The organism is Lentisphaerota bacterium (genome assembly GCA_016873675.1).
GTDB lineage: Bacteria > Verrucomicrobiota > Kiritimatiellia > RFP12 > JAAYNR01 > VGWG01.
This window is the reverse complement of the sequence record VGWG01000023.1, coordinates 16,031-31,192: the sequence shown is the minus strand read 5'-3', so window position 1 is coordinate 31,192 and position 15,162 is coordinate 16,031. Positions and strand designations below refer to the sequence as shown.

10 protein-coding genes and 1 pseudogene are annotated in these 15,162 nt (G+C 61.3%); 8 read left to right on the top strand and 3 right to left on the bottom strand.

Annotated elements, in window-relative coordinates; translation table 11 throughout:
• Window positions 1-57 precede the first annotated feature (57 nt).
• From FJ222_04925 to FJ222_04915, 3 genes are all read left to right on the top strand, one after another.
• Window positions 58-2,295, top strand: a complete 2,238-nt coding sequence (locus tag FJ222_04925) for a hypothetical protein (GenBank protein ID MBM4163764.1) — start codon at window positions 58-60, stop codon at window positions 2,293-2,295.
• Window positions 2,282-3,322, top strand: coding sequence for a hypothetical protein (locus tag FJ222_04920; GenBank protein MBM4163763.1), 1,041 nt, complete (start codon window positions 2,282-2,284; stop codon window positions 3,320-3,322). Before FJ222_04925 ends, FJ222_04920 begins: the two co-directional genes overlap by 14 nt.
• 248 nt (window positions 3,323-3,570) lie before the next feature.
• Entirely contained in the window at window positions 3,571-4,536 is a 966-nt protein-coding gene (locus FJ222_04915) for a hypothetical protein (GenBank protein MBM4163762.1), read from the top strand.
• A gap of 27 nt (window positions 4,537-4,563) precedes the next feature.
• On the opposite strand, the gene ligA is transcribed toward FJ222_04915, so the two are convergent.
• Window positions 4,564-7,056 carry an NAD-dependent DNA ligase LigA gene (ligA, locus tag FJ222_04910; protein ID MBM4163761.1) on the bottom strand — a complete coding sequence of 831 codons (2,493 nt, stop codon included), beginning with the start codon at window positions 7,054-7,056 and terminating at the stop codon, window positions 4,564-4,566.
• Complete coding sequence (locus tag FJ222_04905) at window positions 6,878-8,689, bottom strand: serine/threonine protein kinase (GenBank protein MBM4163760.1); 1,812 nt, start codon at window positions 8,687-8,689, stop codon at window positions 6,878-6,880. The genes ligA and FJ222_04905 overlap by 179 nt, the downstream gene beginning before the upstream one ends.
• Before the next feature lie 404 nt (window positions 8,690-9,093).
• Here FJ222_04905 and plsY point away from each other — a divergent pair, with 404 nt between their 5' ends.
• The 4 genes from plsY to FJ222_04885 all read left to right on the top strand — a co-directional run bounded on the left by plsY (window position 9,094) and on the right by FJ222_04885 (window position 14,329).
• A complete protein-coding gene (gene plsY, locus FJ222_04900; GenBank protein ID MBM4163759.1) occupies window positions 9,094-9,747 on the top strand; it encodes a glycerol-3-phosphate 1-O-acyltransferase PlsY in 654 nt (217 codons plus the stop codon).
• Window positions 9,744-10,742 carry an NAD(P)-dependent glycerol-3-phosphate dehydrogenase gene (locus FJ222_04895; protein MBM4163758.1) on the top strand — a complete coding sequence of 333 codons (999 nt, stop codon included), beginning with the start codon at window positions 9,744-9,746 and terminating at the stop codon, window positions 10,740-10,742. The genes plsY and FJ222_04895 overlap by 4 nt, the downstream gene beginning before the upstream one ends.
• Window positions 10,743-10,784: 42 nt before the next feature.
• A complete protein-coding gene (locus FJ222_04890) occupies window positions 10,785-12,461 on the top strand; it encodes a hypothetical protein (protein ID MBM4163757.1) in 1,677 nt (558 codons plus the stop codon).
• A 488-nt stretch (window positions 12,462-12,949) separates the two neighbouring features.
• Window positions 12,950-14,329: an ATP-binding protein gene (locus FJ222_04885; protein ID MBM4163756.1), complete on the top strand. Its 1,380-nt coding sequence runs from the start codon at window positions 12,950-12,952 to the stop codon at window positions 14,327-14,329.
• 386 nt (window positions 14,330-14,715) lie between these two features.
• Here the strand turns inward: FJ222_04885 and FJ222_04880 are convergent.
• Window positions 14,716-14,796 (bottom strand): annotated as a pseudogene (locus FJ222_04880) (GxxExxY protein).
• 147 nt (window positions 14,797-14,943) lie between these two features.
• Here FJ222_04880 and FJ222_04875 point away from each other — a divergent pair.
• Window positions 14,944-15,144 carry a hypothetical protein gene (locus tag FJ222_04875; GenBank protein ID MBM4163755.1) on the top strand — a complete coding sequence of 67 codons (201 nt, stop codon included), beginning with the start codon at window positions 14,944-14,946 and terminating at the stop codon, window positions 15,142-15,144.
• Window positions 15,145-15,162 lie beyond the last annotated feature (18 nt).

Below are 15,162 nucleotides of genomic sequence, written 5' to 3'. Positions count from 1 at the left end.
TATGGGACGAAGGTTTCACTTAAGATCCAATGCAACGGGAACAAGTGCATCTTTCGGATGACCCGAATCTACATTTGCGAAGGCAGTACAAACAGCTACAAGTTGCCATGCCAGGCCAATGAGAATAACCGAGCAGTTCCGAACCACAAGGATATTAACCATGCGCACAAGATGTTGGCTGTGGAGGCGACCAAGTTTCAACTCGCGCCGCGTGCGACTTCATGGGGCTTCAACTGCCGGACGGACTCCCAGTTTCCTTATTGGGATCCCTTGGTGAAACTAACTGAGGCGGCCAAAGCTGGAGAGAAATACGGCGTTAAAATCTGTGGAACGACGTTTGAGGATGTGATTACCGTCTTCAAGGTGGACTTGATTCCCGACTATGATCGAAGCGGTAAGATCGATGATGATGACCGGACGAAGGCCAACGCCGGGGACAAGTTCTACTTCTGGATCAATGATGACGACGACAGCGGAATCGAAGATGACAGTTCGGCGGGTAACCAAGACATTCCGGGGGCCGTTTCCGGTTGGCTGGAGTTCTATGGACGAGACCCGGACAATGAGAACGATAAGATCGACGGCGAACGAGACTGGGTTGATTTCTTCCCTGTTTTCGTGGACCTGAAGCCGACACTCGATCTGATCGGAACAAACGGCTACAAATACGTTCTGAAACACACCGCCGGAGCGGTCAACGCCTACATTGCCACAAACCTCGGCCCAACAGATGCCGCCAGGCATCTTCGTGACCACACCTACGCCAGCGCTCATGATGATGCGACAGTCCAGAATATCACGGCCACCGGTTACACACTTCCTGCGGCTTTCTTGAACGCCGTCAAGGATGACGGCAAAGGCGTCATCTTGCTCGAAGGCAGAAGTACCTCGACGAACGGCAACCTCATTATCGAGGTTCAGAAATTGGATGGCACTCCGATCGGTTCGCATGAACTTCCGTTGAGCCTGGACGGCGTCGAAAAGATGTTCCTGCATAAGAATCTTCGTGCGGCAAGTGGCGGAACTGGGGGGCGAGCCGATGAAGATACCGCGCCAAACTACCCGGACGAACTCTGCAACGGCAAGCAGTTTATCTTTGTGCATGGCTACAACGTTAACTATGATCAGGCTCGCGGATGGGAGGCGGAAATATTCAAGCGGATGTATTGGTCCCGGAGTAACGCGAGATTTCATGCAGTGACTTGGCAAGGCGATGAAGGGCAATTGGAGGTCTTGGGCCCCATACTGTTCGGTGCGTATCGGACCCCAAATTACCATGGCAACCTGTTCAATGCTTGGCAGACGGGTACGGGACTCAGGGAATACCTCACGGAGGTGAGTGGATGTGGCCCAACATATATTGCCGCGCATAGCCTCGGCAATATCATCGTATCCTGTGCATTAATGCAAGATGCTGGTCTTGCCACAAAGTATTTCATGCTCAATGGCGCTATCGCGTCCGAAGCATTTGACTCCGCCCAGTACAACGAGAACATGCTGCATAGCGACTGGATTCCCTACGAATCGCTGGCCGATCTTTACGCTTCCGAATGGCACTCGATATTCGGTTCCGGCGATAACCGGGCCGACCTGACTTGGCAAGACCGGTTTAGTGCTATAGCCTCCAAGACGATCAACTTCTACTCTTCGGGGGATGAGGTGTTCGACATCCACCTGAAGACACAAGCTGCCGAGGCCATTTCTTGGGAGGGGTACTGGGATGTCGGCAGAAAAGGGCGCTACGCCTGGGCATACCAAGAGAAACGCAAGGGAGAGCTGTTCCTAAATGGAGGCAGCGCCGACACCTTCAGTGACTGCGCCGGATGGCGTTTCAACAACGCGGAACCGCCCACCGGCTGGACGGAGCCCGAGTGGAATGAATGGCTTGAATTCTGGGAGTACTTCCTGATTGATGCAGCGACGGCGGCATCCATCACGACCAATGAACTCGTCACCAAACCTTTCTTCGCCATGGGGGCCGGAGACTTCCGTAACAACCTGTTCACGACCAACACCGCCACGGCGAATACTTGGCTCACAGAAACGAACAAGTGGCGGGTCCTGGCTGGCGCGATCCCAGCTATGAGCCTTGCGGCTGGCAGAGACACGATCCCCGACGTAATGGCAGGCAACGTTGACATGAACACCACGCTCAAACCGTCCTCCTGGCCAAATCGCGGAGGGGACGTCGAATATGATTGGCTGCACAGCGATATCAGAAACATGGCGTACATCTACACCTTCGGAGTCTTTGACGCGATGGTGAGTCAAGGAGGTCTTGATGACAATCCGTGAAGTTCTCCAAGCAACGGGTGCAATCATGGTGTTCTGTTGCACTTCATCCTTGGCCTTTGATCGTGGAGAGGCCCGATTCGATTTCCGTGTCGTGGACGACGCGAACCAACTGGTCGAGAACGCCCGAATCCGGGGGGGCGCTTGGTGGCCCACGGACCAGAAGGCGTTGTTTCCCGCTCTGGCAAAGAAGGACTTTGACACTCTTACCGACACCAACGGGATGGCTTCGGTTGAAGTCGTTGCCTATGTAGATGTTCGGTTCGAGGTCAGCAAAGAGAGGCACTATCGGCACAATGGCGTATATCAGTTTGGGCTTCCTGGACCGGACGAAATGTCGCTCGCGTCAGGGCGCTGGCGCCCTTGGCCTGCTCCAAGGGCAGTGACACTGAAACGAGTGCTGAATCCGATCCCGATGTATGCGAAAAGAGTTGACGCACCGATTCCTGTGCTCGGCCAAGCAGTTGGATACGATTTGGAAAAAAGTGATTGGGTCGGATCGTATGGGAGAGGAGTTGTGTCCGATATGGTTTTTTGTGTGACTGGCACCCTTGATAGAGTCATTACGCGTCATGGTTCTCAAACGGTGAGCGACTTGAATATGGCTATCACCTTTTCGAATACGGGCGACGGCATCCAGACGAATTCGGTGCCAATCTACAATGGGAGTTATGTCGGCAGCCTGCTGGTGTCGACTCACGAAGCTCCCGTTGACGGATACCACAGCAGCTATGACTACGTTCGACGAAAGCGTCCCAAACGCCAAGAGTGCATCAATGTCTACAATGAACGCGATACACAGATCGCTTACTTTCGCGTGCGAACCGAGGTTGATGAGAAGGGCCAGGTCAAGAAAGCGTGGTACGGCAAGATGTACGGTGATCTCTATGGCCACTACACGCCGGACGGAACCATACGGGTTTGCTTCACCTACTACCTGAATCCCGACGGAACGCGCAACGTCGAGTTCGATCCGAAGCGGAATCTACTGACCGGCCTGAAGACGCTTGAGCAAGTTAACAGACCGTGACGATCCCTCCGTCGCGGCACTCCAGCTCTGCCCTCTGGCCCTTGCACGGTGTACGCTGATGCACATGCCGCGCGAAGGCAGATTTTGCCCAGGAGTGATCAGAGGTTATCAGGAACGTGCCTGCGATGCTTCGGTGATAATGTGACTGGATGCAGCCCGCTTGGGTGGGTGCCAGAAGTGTTACGTAGTTCAACAGCCGACAGGATATGCACCGGTTGTTTGTGTGTTTGCTCGTGCGAGAGGACTGAATGAAGCGACGGTTGGTTGTTGCGGGTGCTGTGCTGGTGGGTGTTGTGGCGGTTATCTGGGTGGCCGTGAATCGGACGCCTGTCGTGACGCTGCCTGATCGGATACCCGAGCCGGTCGTCCACCACGAGCCGGTTGCTCCTGTGGCACCTGAGGTGGCGACGTCTGTCGTTGTGACGCCGGACGTTGAGACGTCTGCGGTTCCGTCGTCCGTTGGCTCGCCTTACGTTCCGGCCGTTGTGTTTTCACCGGGCTTGGCTGCTTTGGTGGACCGGAGCCTGCCGGGCGAAGAGCGCGTTCATGGGTTGGCCAGCGGGGAGATGACGGAGGTCAAGGATGCACGGGATCTGGAGACGCTGGCGCAACTATTGGGCGATCCGGCAGAGGACGATACGGTTCGGCATGAAATTGCGAGTCTGCTGCTCCGGTCCGGCTACGCTCCGTTGGATGCGTGTCTGCTCAAGGTCCTGGAAAACCCCGCTGAGAAGGAGCGCTTCCGAAGCTGGGCTGTCCAGCATGTGGGCAACCTGCTCCTTGACGACAAGCACCCCGGCGACCGGCGGGTTCTGGCCGACCGGCTGCGGACCTTGCTGACGGATCGGCACATCAAAGTCCGCCGCGAAGCCCTGCTCGTCCTGGCCCGTCATGACGACTCCGCCGTGCTGGAGAAGGTGCGGGACATGCTTGCCGATACCGGGCCGGGAGCCGACGAGGTGCGCGACCTCGCCATACGTCTCGCGCAGGACAAGAACATGCGTGAGCTGATCCCCCTCATTCGTCCCTACGCCCACGCCACCAACGAAATCATCCGAATCGCCGCGATTGTGGCTTTGAGCCAGTGGAGCGATGAAGAAAGCCGTCCCGCCTTCGAGGCCGCCGCATCCTCCTCCGGTACCCGACTTCAGCGCGCTGGCACCGCCGCCTTGGCCCGCCTGGAAAAAGCCCCTGCCTCCCAGCCCGCGCCGTAGCGCGCGCGGCTCATTAGAATGGCTGGCTCAGAACAATTCCCCCTGGTTGAGGCCGGAGGGCACGGCGGGAGCCGGGGCGGGTGTGGTGAGCAGGCGCGCCTCCAGGTCGGATTCGGAGAGGATCGGGATGCCGAGGGTGAGCGCTTGGCTGTGTTTGGCGCCGCCCGGGGCGTCGCCCGCCAGCAGGAAGGTGGTTGACGAGGTGACGGTGTCGGTCACGCGGCCGCCGGCGGCCTTGATTCGGCTGGCAACGCTCTGGCGTGGCGCGGACAGCGTGCCGGTGATGACCACGGTCGCGCCGGCGAGAGGGCCTTCCGCTGCGGCTGCGGATGCAGGGGCTCGGACGGGATCGATCCCCAGCGCGGCGAGGGTGGCAGCGGCGGCGCGACCGGCTTCGGATTCGAAGAAGAGGACGAGCGCGCGGGCGGCCTCTTCCTTCACCGTGGTGGTGAATTTAGCGGGGCGCGAGGCCTCGGCGGCGCGTCGGGCGGCGCCCGCGGCGACGAGCGACTCGCCCAGGTTTTCGACGCGCGCGCAGGCCGCATCGAAGCGGCGTTGCCGCTCAGCGCGCCCGGCGTCATCCCGCTTGCGGTTGGCGGCGCCGCGCGGGTTGGCTTGCTGCGCTTCGGCAAGCGCATCGTAGAGGCCGACGACATCGCGCAGGAGCTGCGAGGCGGCGAGGTCGGAGAAGCGCGCGTGGCAGGCTGCGACGGCTTCGGCGACGGTCGCGCCGATCTGCGGGATGCCGAGGGCGAACAGCCAGCGGTGGAGGGGGAGCACGCGGGCGGACGCAATGGCCGTCAACACGCGATCGGCGTTCTTGGCGCCGAAGAGGCGGCTCTTGCCCGCTTCGCCAAGATCGAGGGCGACGAGATCGTCGCGCTTCAACCGGAAGAGGTCGAAGGGGGTGGCGACCAGCCCGCGCCGGACAAGCGCGTCGGCCACCACGCCGCCCAGGCGCTCGATGTCGAGCGCGTCGCGGCCGGCAAAGTGGTCGAGGCGGCAGACGAGTTGCGCGGGGCAGGCGGGGTTGGCGCAGCGGAGGGCGACCTCGCCCGCGAGCCGGACCACCGGGCCGTTGCAGGCGGGGCATGCGCCGGGCATAACAAAGGGCGTTTCCGCGCCGGTACGCTTTTCTGTAATCACCGACTCCACAGCCGGAATCACGTCGCCGGCCTTGACGATCCAGACGGCGTCGCCGATCCGGATGTCCTTGCGGGCGATCTCATCGGCGTTGTGCAGGGTGGCGCGGCTGATCTGCGAGCCGGCGAGCAGCACCGGCCGGAGCTCGGCGACGGGGGTGAGGACGCCGGTGCGACCGACCTGCACGGTGATGGCGGTGACGACCGTCTCGGTCCGCTCGGGGGCGTATTTGTAGGCCCGGGCCCAGCGGGGGCTCCGCGCGGTCGCGCCGAGCGCGTCATACCGGGTGCGGTCGGCGAGCTTGACGACCGCGCCGTCGATCTCGAAGGGGAACTCGTGACGCTGCCGCTCCAGGGCGTCGATCGCGGCGAACACCTCGGGGATATCGGCGCACATGCGGTGCCAGGGGAGGGTCTTGACGCCCCAGGCGTGGAGCGTGTCAACAAACGTCTGGTGCGTGGGGAAGGCGACGCCATCCAGCGCGCCGGTGGCGTAGATCATGGCGTCCAGCGGCCGTGTGGCGGTGACGCGCGAATCGAGCTGCTTGAGCGATCCGGCGGCCGCGTTGCGCGGGTTCATGAAGGGTTCGGCACCCTCCGCCTCCTGGCGGGCGACGAGATCGAGGAAGCCCTGGCGGGGCATGAAGACCTCCCCGCGTAGCTCGACGGCGGCCGCAGCGGTGGGCAGCGTCAGAGGGATCGAACGGATCGTTCGGACGTTGGCGGTGATGTCGTCGCCGACCTCGCCGTTGCCGCGGGTGGCGGCGCGTTCGAGCCGGCCGTTGCGGTAGAGGAGGCTGAAGGCCACGCCGTCAACCTTGGGTTCGACGACATACGCCGGGGTGAAATCGGGAAACTGGCGGCGGATGAAGAAATCGAAATCGAGCAGCTCGGTCTTGGAGTGGGCCTTGTCCAGACTCATCATCGGAGGGTCATGGCGGACCGGCGTGAAGCCGTTCTCAAGCGGCGCGCCGCCCACGCGGCGGGTCGGCGAGGCGGGATCGTCGAGTTCGGGGTGCCGGCGTTCGAGCGTCTCCAGCTCACGGTACAGACTGTCATAATCCGCGTCGCCGATCTCCGGCCGGGCCTCCACATAATAGAGCCGGTCATGCCGGGCGATCTCCCCGCGGAGAAACGCGGCACGCTGGCGGATGGCGTCGGTAACTGCTGACATGTCGGCGCTCCTGTGAAAGGGCCGTTCAATCGGCTGATCCCGGTTCATCGGCGGCGAGGAGGGCCAGGACGGGTGCGAGCGATCCGGCGGCGGCGGCATGGGCGCGGGCCTCCGCGCGGTTGCCGGTCTCCAGCAGGCGGAGGCAGACCGAGGCGGCCTGTTGGGGTGAGAGGCGGGGGCCGAGCAGGCGAATGATTTCGGCATCGGAAATGCTGGCGATCTTGACCGTGACGTGGCGTTTCTGCTCGGCGAAATAGAAGATCACCTCTCCATGGGCGACCGCCTTCGGCATCACCAGGCGTTTCTTGCCTTGAAAGATCAGATCCATCTCCGTGTCGATCGCCTGTTCGATGGCGCGAACCGCGAGGCGATCGAAGGGCTCGACGGCGGCGATGGCGTCTTTCAAGGCTTTGAATCCGAAGTGCGTGTGACCTGCCGCGAGCCGGGTGGTGATGAGGGTCTGCATCGCGGCGGCGCCCCCGGTCTTATACGCATCGGCAAGCGCACGGTGGAGCGCGGCATCGGGCGGAGCGTCGGTCGAGCGCGTTTCAAAGATGCGAATCGTCGGCGGGGGGGGGGCGACAGGCTGCGGTTGGGGCCGGGGCGCGACTTCGGGCCGGGGCGCGACTTCGGGCTGCGTGATGCGGACTTCGGGATCGGGATGCGGGTCCGCCGGCTTGCGTTCTGAACGGGATGGAGTGGCTGGGATGCGCCCGACGAACGCGTGTTGCAGGAACGGGTAAAGCCCCGCAGGGTCGCCGAGACGGTCGTTGCCCAGCGCGGCGAACCAGAGCAGCAGGAGCAGCCAGAGGGCGAAGCGGGAGAAACCCCAGGTGCGGAGGCCACGATGGCCGGACGATCGAAAAGCCGGAGCTCCAGAAGCCGGCGCGACTATTGACGATGCGAGGGTCGAAACCCCGGTCCCCAGGAGCGGGCTGCGCCGGATCGGCTTGCCCTCCAACAGACGGGTGATGTCGGCAATGACCTCGCCCCAGGACGGATAGCGGTTATCCGGATCCTTCATGAGCATCCGTTCGATCAGGGCGCATACCGAGAACGGGGTGTCCGGCCGGACATTCCGCAGGCTGGGCAGCCTGGCCTCAAGCTGGCTTTGCAGCACCTGGTCCGGCGCCTGGTCGCCAAAAGGAAGCTGGCCGGTGAGCCCATAATAGAGAATCATGCCCAGCGCGTACATGTCGGCACGGCTGTCGACCGGGCGAGAACGGGTAATCTGTTCGGGCGCGAGGAAATTGGGCGTGCCGACAACCGTGTCCTCATCGCGCGGTCCGGTTTCGCCGCCGAGCGTCATCAGCGTGGCCATGCCGAAGTCGGTCAGCTTGGCCGTGCCCGCCGGGGTGATGCGTATCGCCGTGGGCTTGAGGTTGCGGTGCACGAGCCGGTCATGGGTCCACGCCTTGTCGAGCGCGTCTGCCAGATCAAGCGCATACCGGAGCATCTGACTCACCGAACCGCGCTGAGTGGCCTGAATCCGATCCGAAAGGACCTGCCCGGCCACATCTTCCATGACCACATAATGAATGTCATGCGTGCTGCACACGTCAAAAATCTGGCAGAACGCATCCGCCTTGATACGGGCGATGGCGCGGAACACCGAGACAAACTGTTCGACCTGCCGGGGATCCGAGGCGGCTTCGGGGAGCAGCGCCTTGACCATCACATGCCGGTCGAGCGAACGCTGGTAGGCGCGCCACGTGGCGGTGGTGCTGGTCTGCGAAATCGTGTCAAACGACTCCAGCCCGGGTATGTCGGGGAGAAACATGGCGACACGATAGCACAAACCGGAGCGAAAGACAATAGAGGCGCTTGCAGGGCGCATGGCAGTTCTGATGAGGTCGTTAATTCCTAATCGTAATCGTAATCTTAATCCCCCGCCCTTTGCCGATCCGGCTCGTAGACGGCTCCCGGCTCATGCACACGATCAGGGGATGTGCTACGGATCAATCCGACCAGCATGGAGACAATTCGAACGAGGATCTCTTTTCCCGGTTCAGCCTGCGCAAGCAGCTTCTTGACTGACCGACTCCTGATAAACAGTCAGCTTCTCATGATCAAAAACCGTTTTCATGGGTGACATTTTATGATCACATGCAGCAGCAAAGCAAGATTACGATTATGATTACGATTAAGTAACCCTCATCAGAACTGCCATGCGCCCGCGCTTGCAAAACGAACAATTCTAATGTTGAGCATCTCCCCCCGTATTCGCTATAATCCGCAGCCATGCATCCTTCCATCCTTTTGCTTTGGACACTCGCCGGCGCGCTGGCCTATCTGCTCGGGTCGTTGCCGTTCGGTTTTCTAATCGCCCGGTGCCGCGGGGTTGACATCCGCACGGTGGGCAGCGGCAACATCGGCGCGACCAATGTCTTCCGCGCGGTGAGCAAGCCGCTGGGCATTCTCACCTTCGCGCTCGATGTGGCCAAAGGGGTCTGCGGCGCCCGGCTGATCCCGTGGTTGTTCCTGGCGCACCTGCCCGACAGCACGCCGGTGATTCCGCTTCGCCTCGTGTGCGGCTGCCTGGCCGTCATCGGCCACAACTGGACCTGTTTTCTCGGGTTCAAAGGCGGCAAGGGGGTGGCCACCAGCGCGGGGATGCTGATCGGGCTGACTCCGATCGGCGTCGGCATCGCCTTTGCGGCTTGGCTGGTCACGTTTCTCACGACACGGTATGTCTCGGTCGCATCGATCACCGCGGCCGTCGTGCTGGGCGTGGTGGTCTGGCTGTTGCCGCCCGGCGACGGCGCGGGCGTCTGGTTCCCGGCGGTTCTGAGCGGCCTCGCCGCGCTGGTCGTCTGGAAGCATCGCGCCAACATCGCCCGTCTGCGCGCGGGCACCGAGTCCCGGTTCAGCTTCAACAAAAAGGCCTCCGCATGAACATCACCATCATCGGCGACGGCGGCTGGGGCACAGCCATCGGATTAGTGCTCAACGGGTACGGCCACACCGTCACACTCTGGGGGCCGTTTGAAGACGGGCTCGCTGAGATCAGGAGCCGGGGGGAGAACGTCCGATTCCTCCCCGGCGTCGCGTTGCCCGGCACGCTGATCTGGACCGCCGATCCGGTTCGAGCCGCCGTCCGGGCCGACTGCGTGGTTCTGGCCGTCCCCTCCCGATTCTATCGCGACGTCTGCGCCCGGTTCACGGGCCTGATCCCCATCGGCACGCCGGTGGTGAGCCTCACCAAGGGACTGTGCGAAACGACCCACCGCCGCATGAGCGAGATCGCGGCCGAGGTGCTGGCCCTCCCCTCCGTGGCCGTTCTCTCGGGGCCCAGCCACGCCGAGGAGGTCGCCCGCGGCATACCGACCGCCGTCGTCGCAGCCGCGACCGAAGAGGCGCTCGCGCGGACGATACAGGTGTTGTTCAATGGCCCGCGTTTCCGCGTCTACACCTCCACCGACTCGCTGGGGGTCGAACTCGGAGGCGCCATCAAGAACGTCATCGCCATCGCCGTCGGCGCCTCCGACGGGCTGGGCTTTGGCGACAACACCCGGGCGGCGATCATCACCCGCGGCCTGGCGGAAATGACCCGTCTCGGGTGCGCTCTGGGCGCGCGCCCCGAGACCTTCGCGGGGCTGAGCGGCGTCGGCGACCTGATCGTCACCTGCACCAGCCGTCACAGCCGCAACCATTCCGTCGGCGAGCGTTTGGGCCGGGGCGAGTCCATCGGCGCGATCCTCGCCAGCATGCAGATGGTCGCCGAAGGGGTCTGGAACGCCAAAGCCGTCCGCGACGCCGCCCGCGCGTGCGGCGTCGACGTCCCCATCGCCGAGCAGGTCTGCAGGTGGTGCCACGAGGGCGCATCCCCCCGCGACTCGGTCGAGGCCCTGATGTCGCGCGACATGAAGCCCGAGGCCCGGCAACTCTAATCTCTGAGGCGCTTGCAAAACCGCCGGTTTCAGAATTCAGAATTGAAAAAAAGATTGTCTATTCGTCATCGGTCTTGTAAACTGCCCGACGAGTTGAGTTGGAATAGGCTTTCTGTGGATCAGTTTTCACGGAAGCCGCAGGCGGGGTTAGGCTGTGTTTCGAATACTGCCAGTGGCGGGCTCACTTTGTCCGGTGCCATCGGCGGCACGGGCGATTTCACTCTGGTAACCACTAACGGAGCGATGACGGTATCGGGCGCAATAACGAATACCGGCGATATCACGGTGAAAACCACTGGCGGAAAGATTACGGTGTCGGGAGCAATAACGAATACCGGCAACCTCACGTTGCAGAACGATACCAGCACCGATGGCCAAGTCACGATTTCTGGCAACATAAACACCTTTGGCTGCATCACCAATTCCGGCAGCGGCAGCGGTCGCACCGAATTCTCCGGCCTTCTCGGCACCAACGTGCATCGCCTGGTGCAGAACGGAAGTTCGAAATGGTACTCTGGTGCGAACAACAATTCTTTTACCGGCGCGGTCATCATCATGAAGGGACAGGTGCAAAGCGCCAATGATACCTTCTACCAGTCCTGGGGCACCGGGCCGGTCACGCTCGCAGCCGGCAGTGAGAGCAACGATACACAGTTGACTGTTTCCGGGGGGGCCAATAACGGAACTTTTGTGAGTCCCATCACAGTGGAGGCGAACAACCCCGGAAGAGCGTCAATCGTCCAAAGCTGCGCTAATGATCCGCGTACATTCAGCGGGTTAATCACGCTTAACTCGCACGATTTGACCATCAGAGGTCAGAGTGGGAATACGTTAACGCTTAACGGTGGCGTTACGGGCACGGGCAGTTTGGACCTGAATCCCCAAGCTGTAGGCATTACGATGGGTGCGGTGAACCCCATTGGCGCGATTACTATTCGAGGCGATAACGCGAATACTGCGGATCTAGGTACGATTGGTGACAATGTCACAGGTGTTACGAACAACGGCCCCGGTTCCATCCTGCGGCTCGATTCGGCAAGCACCTACTCCGGTCCCACAGTGCTCAACGCCGGAACGAGTCGGGTGGACATGTCATCTGCCGGCACAACGGCCTCTATTACCAGCGGCCCGTTCGGAAAAGGCACGCTGATTCTCAATGGCGGCGCGCTGATGACCTTAACTGCGACCGACCGCAGGATTCTGAACGCGGTGACGATCAACAGCAACACGGTTTTTGGCGCGGCGGCAACCTACACAGGATCGTTGACATTCAGCAACACCGTGACGCTGGGATCGGCAACCCCCACGCTCACGGTGAACCTGCCGACATCGGACTGGGTTCGGTTCGACGGTGCGGTCGAAGGCAGCGGCGGGATCGTCAAGGACGGGGACGGCATTCTCATTTTGGACGACGCGAACACCTACAGCGGCGACACGACCATCAACGCGGGCAGGCTGACGTTGAAAACCACCAACAGTTTGCCGACGACCACCGTGCTTAACATCAACGCCAGCGGCACCAGCCACCTGGACTTCGTTGGCACGAATAGGGTCGCGGAACTCTGGCTTGGCGGAGAGAAGCAGGCTGGAGGCGCGACCTATGGCGGAACCGGCAGCGGCGCGGACGTCGTCAATACCACCTATTTCATAACCGGTAGCGGCGTACTGCAGACCCAGGTCCCCGATGCGCCTCGTGGCACGGTGATCTTGTTGAGGTAGTCGTCAGAACCCCTGCACGAGCAGAGCATCAGGGTTCACGAGTCTCGGGGACAAGTCTCGGGGACAGGGGATCTGTGCCCGCAACCCTTACTCGAAGGTGTGGGGTAGCGGGGTAAGAGTAGCGGAGCGACGGCGTCCCCGCCGCGCCGCAGGCCACGGGATCAAGGCCATTATCGAAATCGGGATCGAAATCGCTATCGATGGAGGAACCTAGAATCTCGACCCCGATACCGATACCGATACCGACAACCCACACACCCACACACCCACACACTGCTTCCGCGCATGCCCTGTGGCATTCGTCATGATCTGCGGCGCGGCGGGACGCCGCTGCCCTACCTCGCTTCGCGCGTTTCCTGATCTCTCGCGTCAGCGCCTTTCAGCTTTCGAGACGCCCCTTCTCTGTCCACAGATGACCATAATCACCTTGTGTTTTAGCCATAAAGTGGATAATATATGGCGCGTTTAAGGACAATAGTGGAGGAAATATGCATCGATCAGCTTTGACCTACGTGACGGACTGGAGGCGTCGTCAGAACCGCAAACCGCTGGTCATCCGGGGGGCCAGACAGGTCGGCAAGTCATTTCTCGTGAGGCAGTTGGCCAACGAATGCTTCGGGAACCTTGTGGAGATCAATTTCGAGCAGATGCCGGACGTGGCCTCCTTTTTTGCATCCAAGACACCCCGGGCCATCCTGCCACTGATTGAAGCCCGGTTCAATGCGCCGATCAAGCCGGGGAAGACGCTCCTTTTCCTTGACGAGATACAAGCGGCGCCTGAGGTGTTTGCCGCGCTGCGCTATTTTCATGACGAGACGCCGGACCTGCACGTCATTGCGGCGGGGTCGCTGCTGGAATTCGTGCTTCGCGAACATTCGTTCTCCATGCCGGTCGGCCGGATCGAATACCTGCATCTGGGGCCCATGACCTTCGAAGAGTTCCTGCAGGCGATCGGTCGCGAAAAACTCCAGCAGTGGCTGGCTCGTTTTGCTTTGTCCGATCCCATTCCGGATGGTCTGCATCAGGATCTGATGAATCTGGTGCGCCGGTATTGTGTCGTGGGCGGAATGCCGGAGGCCGTGGCGGCTTTCGCGCAGAACACCTCCTTTCAGGAGTGCGAACAGGTCCAGCAGAGTATTCTTTCCACCTATCGCGACGACTTTTTCAAGTACGCATCCAAGGTCCAGCACCGACGGGTCGAAAAGATATTCTCCAAGCTTCCGCAATTGGTCGGACGCAAATTCATGTTCAGCCATGTCGATCCCGAAGAGCGATCGAGGGATCTCGGCGCCGCGTTTGATCTCCTCTGTCTGGCGCGCGTGGCGCACAAGGTCAGACACAGCCACGGCAACGGCGTCCCGCTGGGGGCGGAGGCCGATGACCGTACCTTCAAGGCGCTGTTCCTCGACGTCGGACTGCTTTGCCGCGCATGCGGTCTTCGCGTGCTGGATGTCGAGAAAGCGGGAGATCCGCTGCTGGTCAACGCCGGAGCGGTCTGCGAGCAACTGGTCGGACAGCACCTGCTCCTGAGTGGGGCCTTTTACGAGGAACCGTCGCTGCACTGTTGGATGCGCGACAAGCCGAATTCCAGCGCGGAAGTGGACTATCTGGTAGCGCACGGTCCGCACGTGATTCCGGTCGAAGTCAAAGCCGGCGCCACGGGAAGGCTCAAGTCGCTCCAGCTTTTCCTGTCGGAGAAGAATCGCGACTTCGGTCTGCGCTTCAACAGCGACGTGCCTTCGCTGCTCGATACACGAACGCCCCGGGTGGATGGTAAACCCAGGCCTTTCCGCCTGTTGTCACTGCCATTCTATCTGATCGGCCAAGCCCATCGCTTGTGCGCTGAGGCGCTGGAGACGGGGCCATAAGAGCGAGCTCTTCTAGGGTGACCTCGACCCGCCACGCCAGCGTGGCGCGACGTTCCCGCCGGAGGAGAAAAACTGAAAGCTGAAATGCTGAAATGCTGAAAAGGGAGGCCACGGGAGCCTCTTGCAAAACCCCGTTTTGCAAGAGGAGTGTTCAGGTGTCAGGTTTCGGGTGTCAGGAAGAAACGCCTGCAACCACACAGTATTGCGTCTTCCTGAAACCTGAACACTGAAACCTGAAACCGGCGCTTGCAGGGGTTCTGCAAGCGCCTCACGGGAGTATGGCCATCGTCAAGGCTCTACGGCGACGGTATCCCGGCGACGTAGCAGCCTGTTGTTGGAACTTGTTTTTCTCCCGCAGAGGCGCAGGGGCGCAGAGGCTGTTCTTCCTCAAGCAGCCCCGGCCCAAGCTCGCGATGCACCGCAATCGCCGCTTCGATCACACGCGTCCCGATCTCGTTCTCTGTCATCCTCTGCGCCTCCGCGCCTCAGCGGGAGTCAACGCTCTTTCTTCTCTTCTCTGGTTCCAACATCGGAATCGCTATCGAAATCGCTATCGACGGGACATTCGACCACACACACCCACAACACCCACACACTGCTTCTGCGCATTCCCTGTGGCATTCGTCATGATCTGCGGCGCGGCGGGACGCCGCTGCCCTACCTCGCTTCTGCGCATTCCCTGTGGCATTCGTCATGATCCGCGGCGCGGCGAGACGCCGCTGCCCTACCTCGCTTCGCGCGTTTCCTGTGGCATTCGTCATGATCTGCGGCGCGGCGAGACGCCGCTGCCCTACCTCGCTTCGCGCATTTTCTGATCCGCCTTTCAGCTTTCA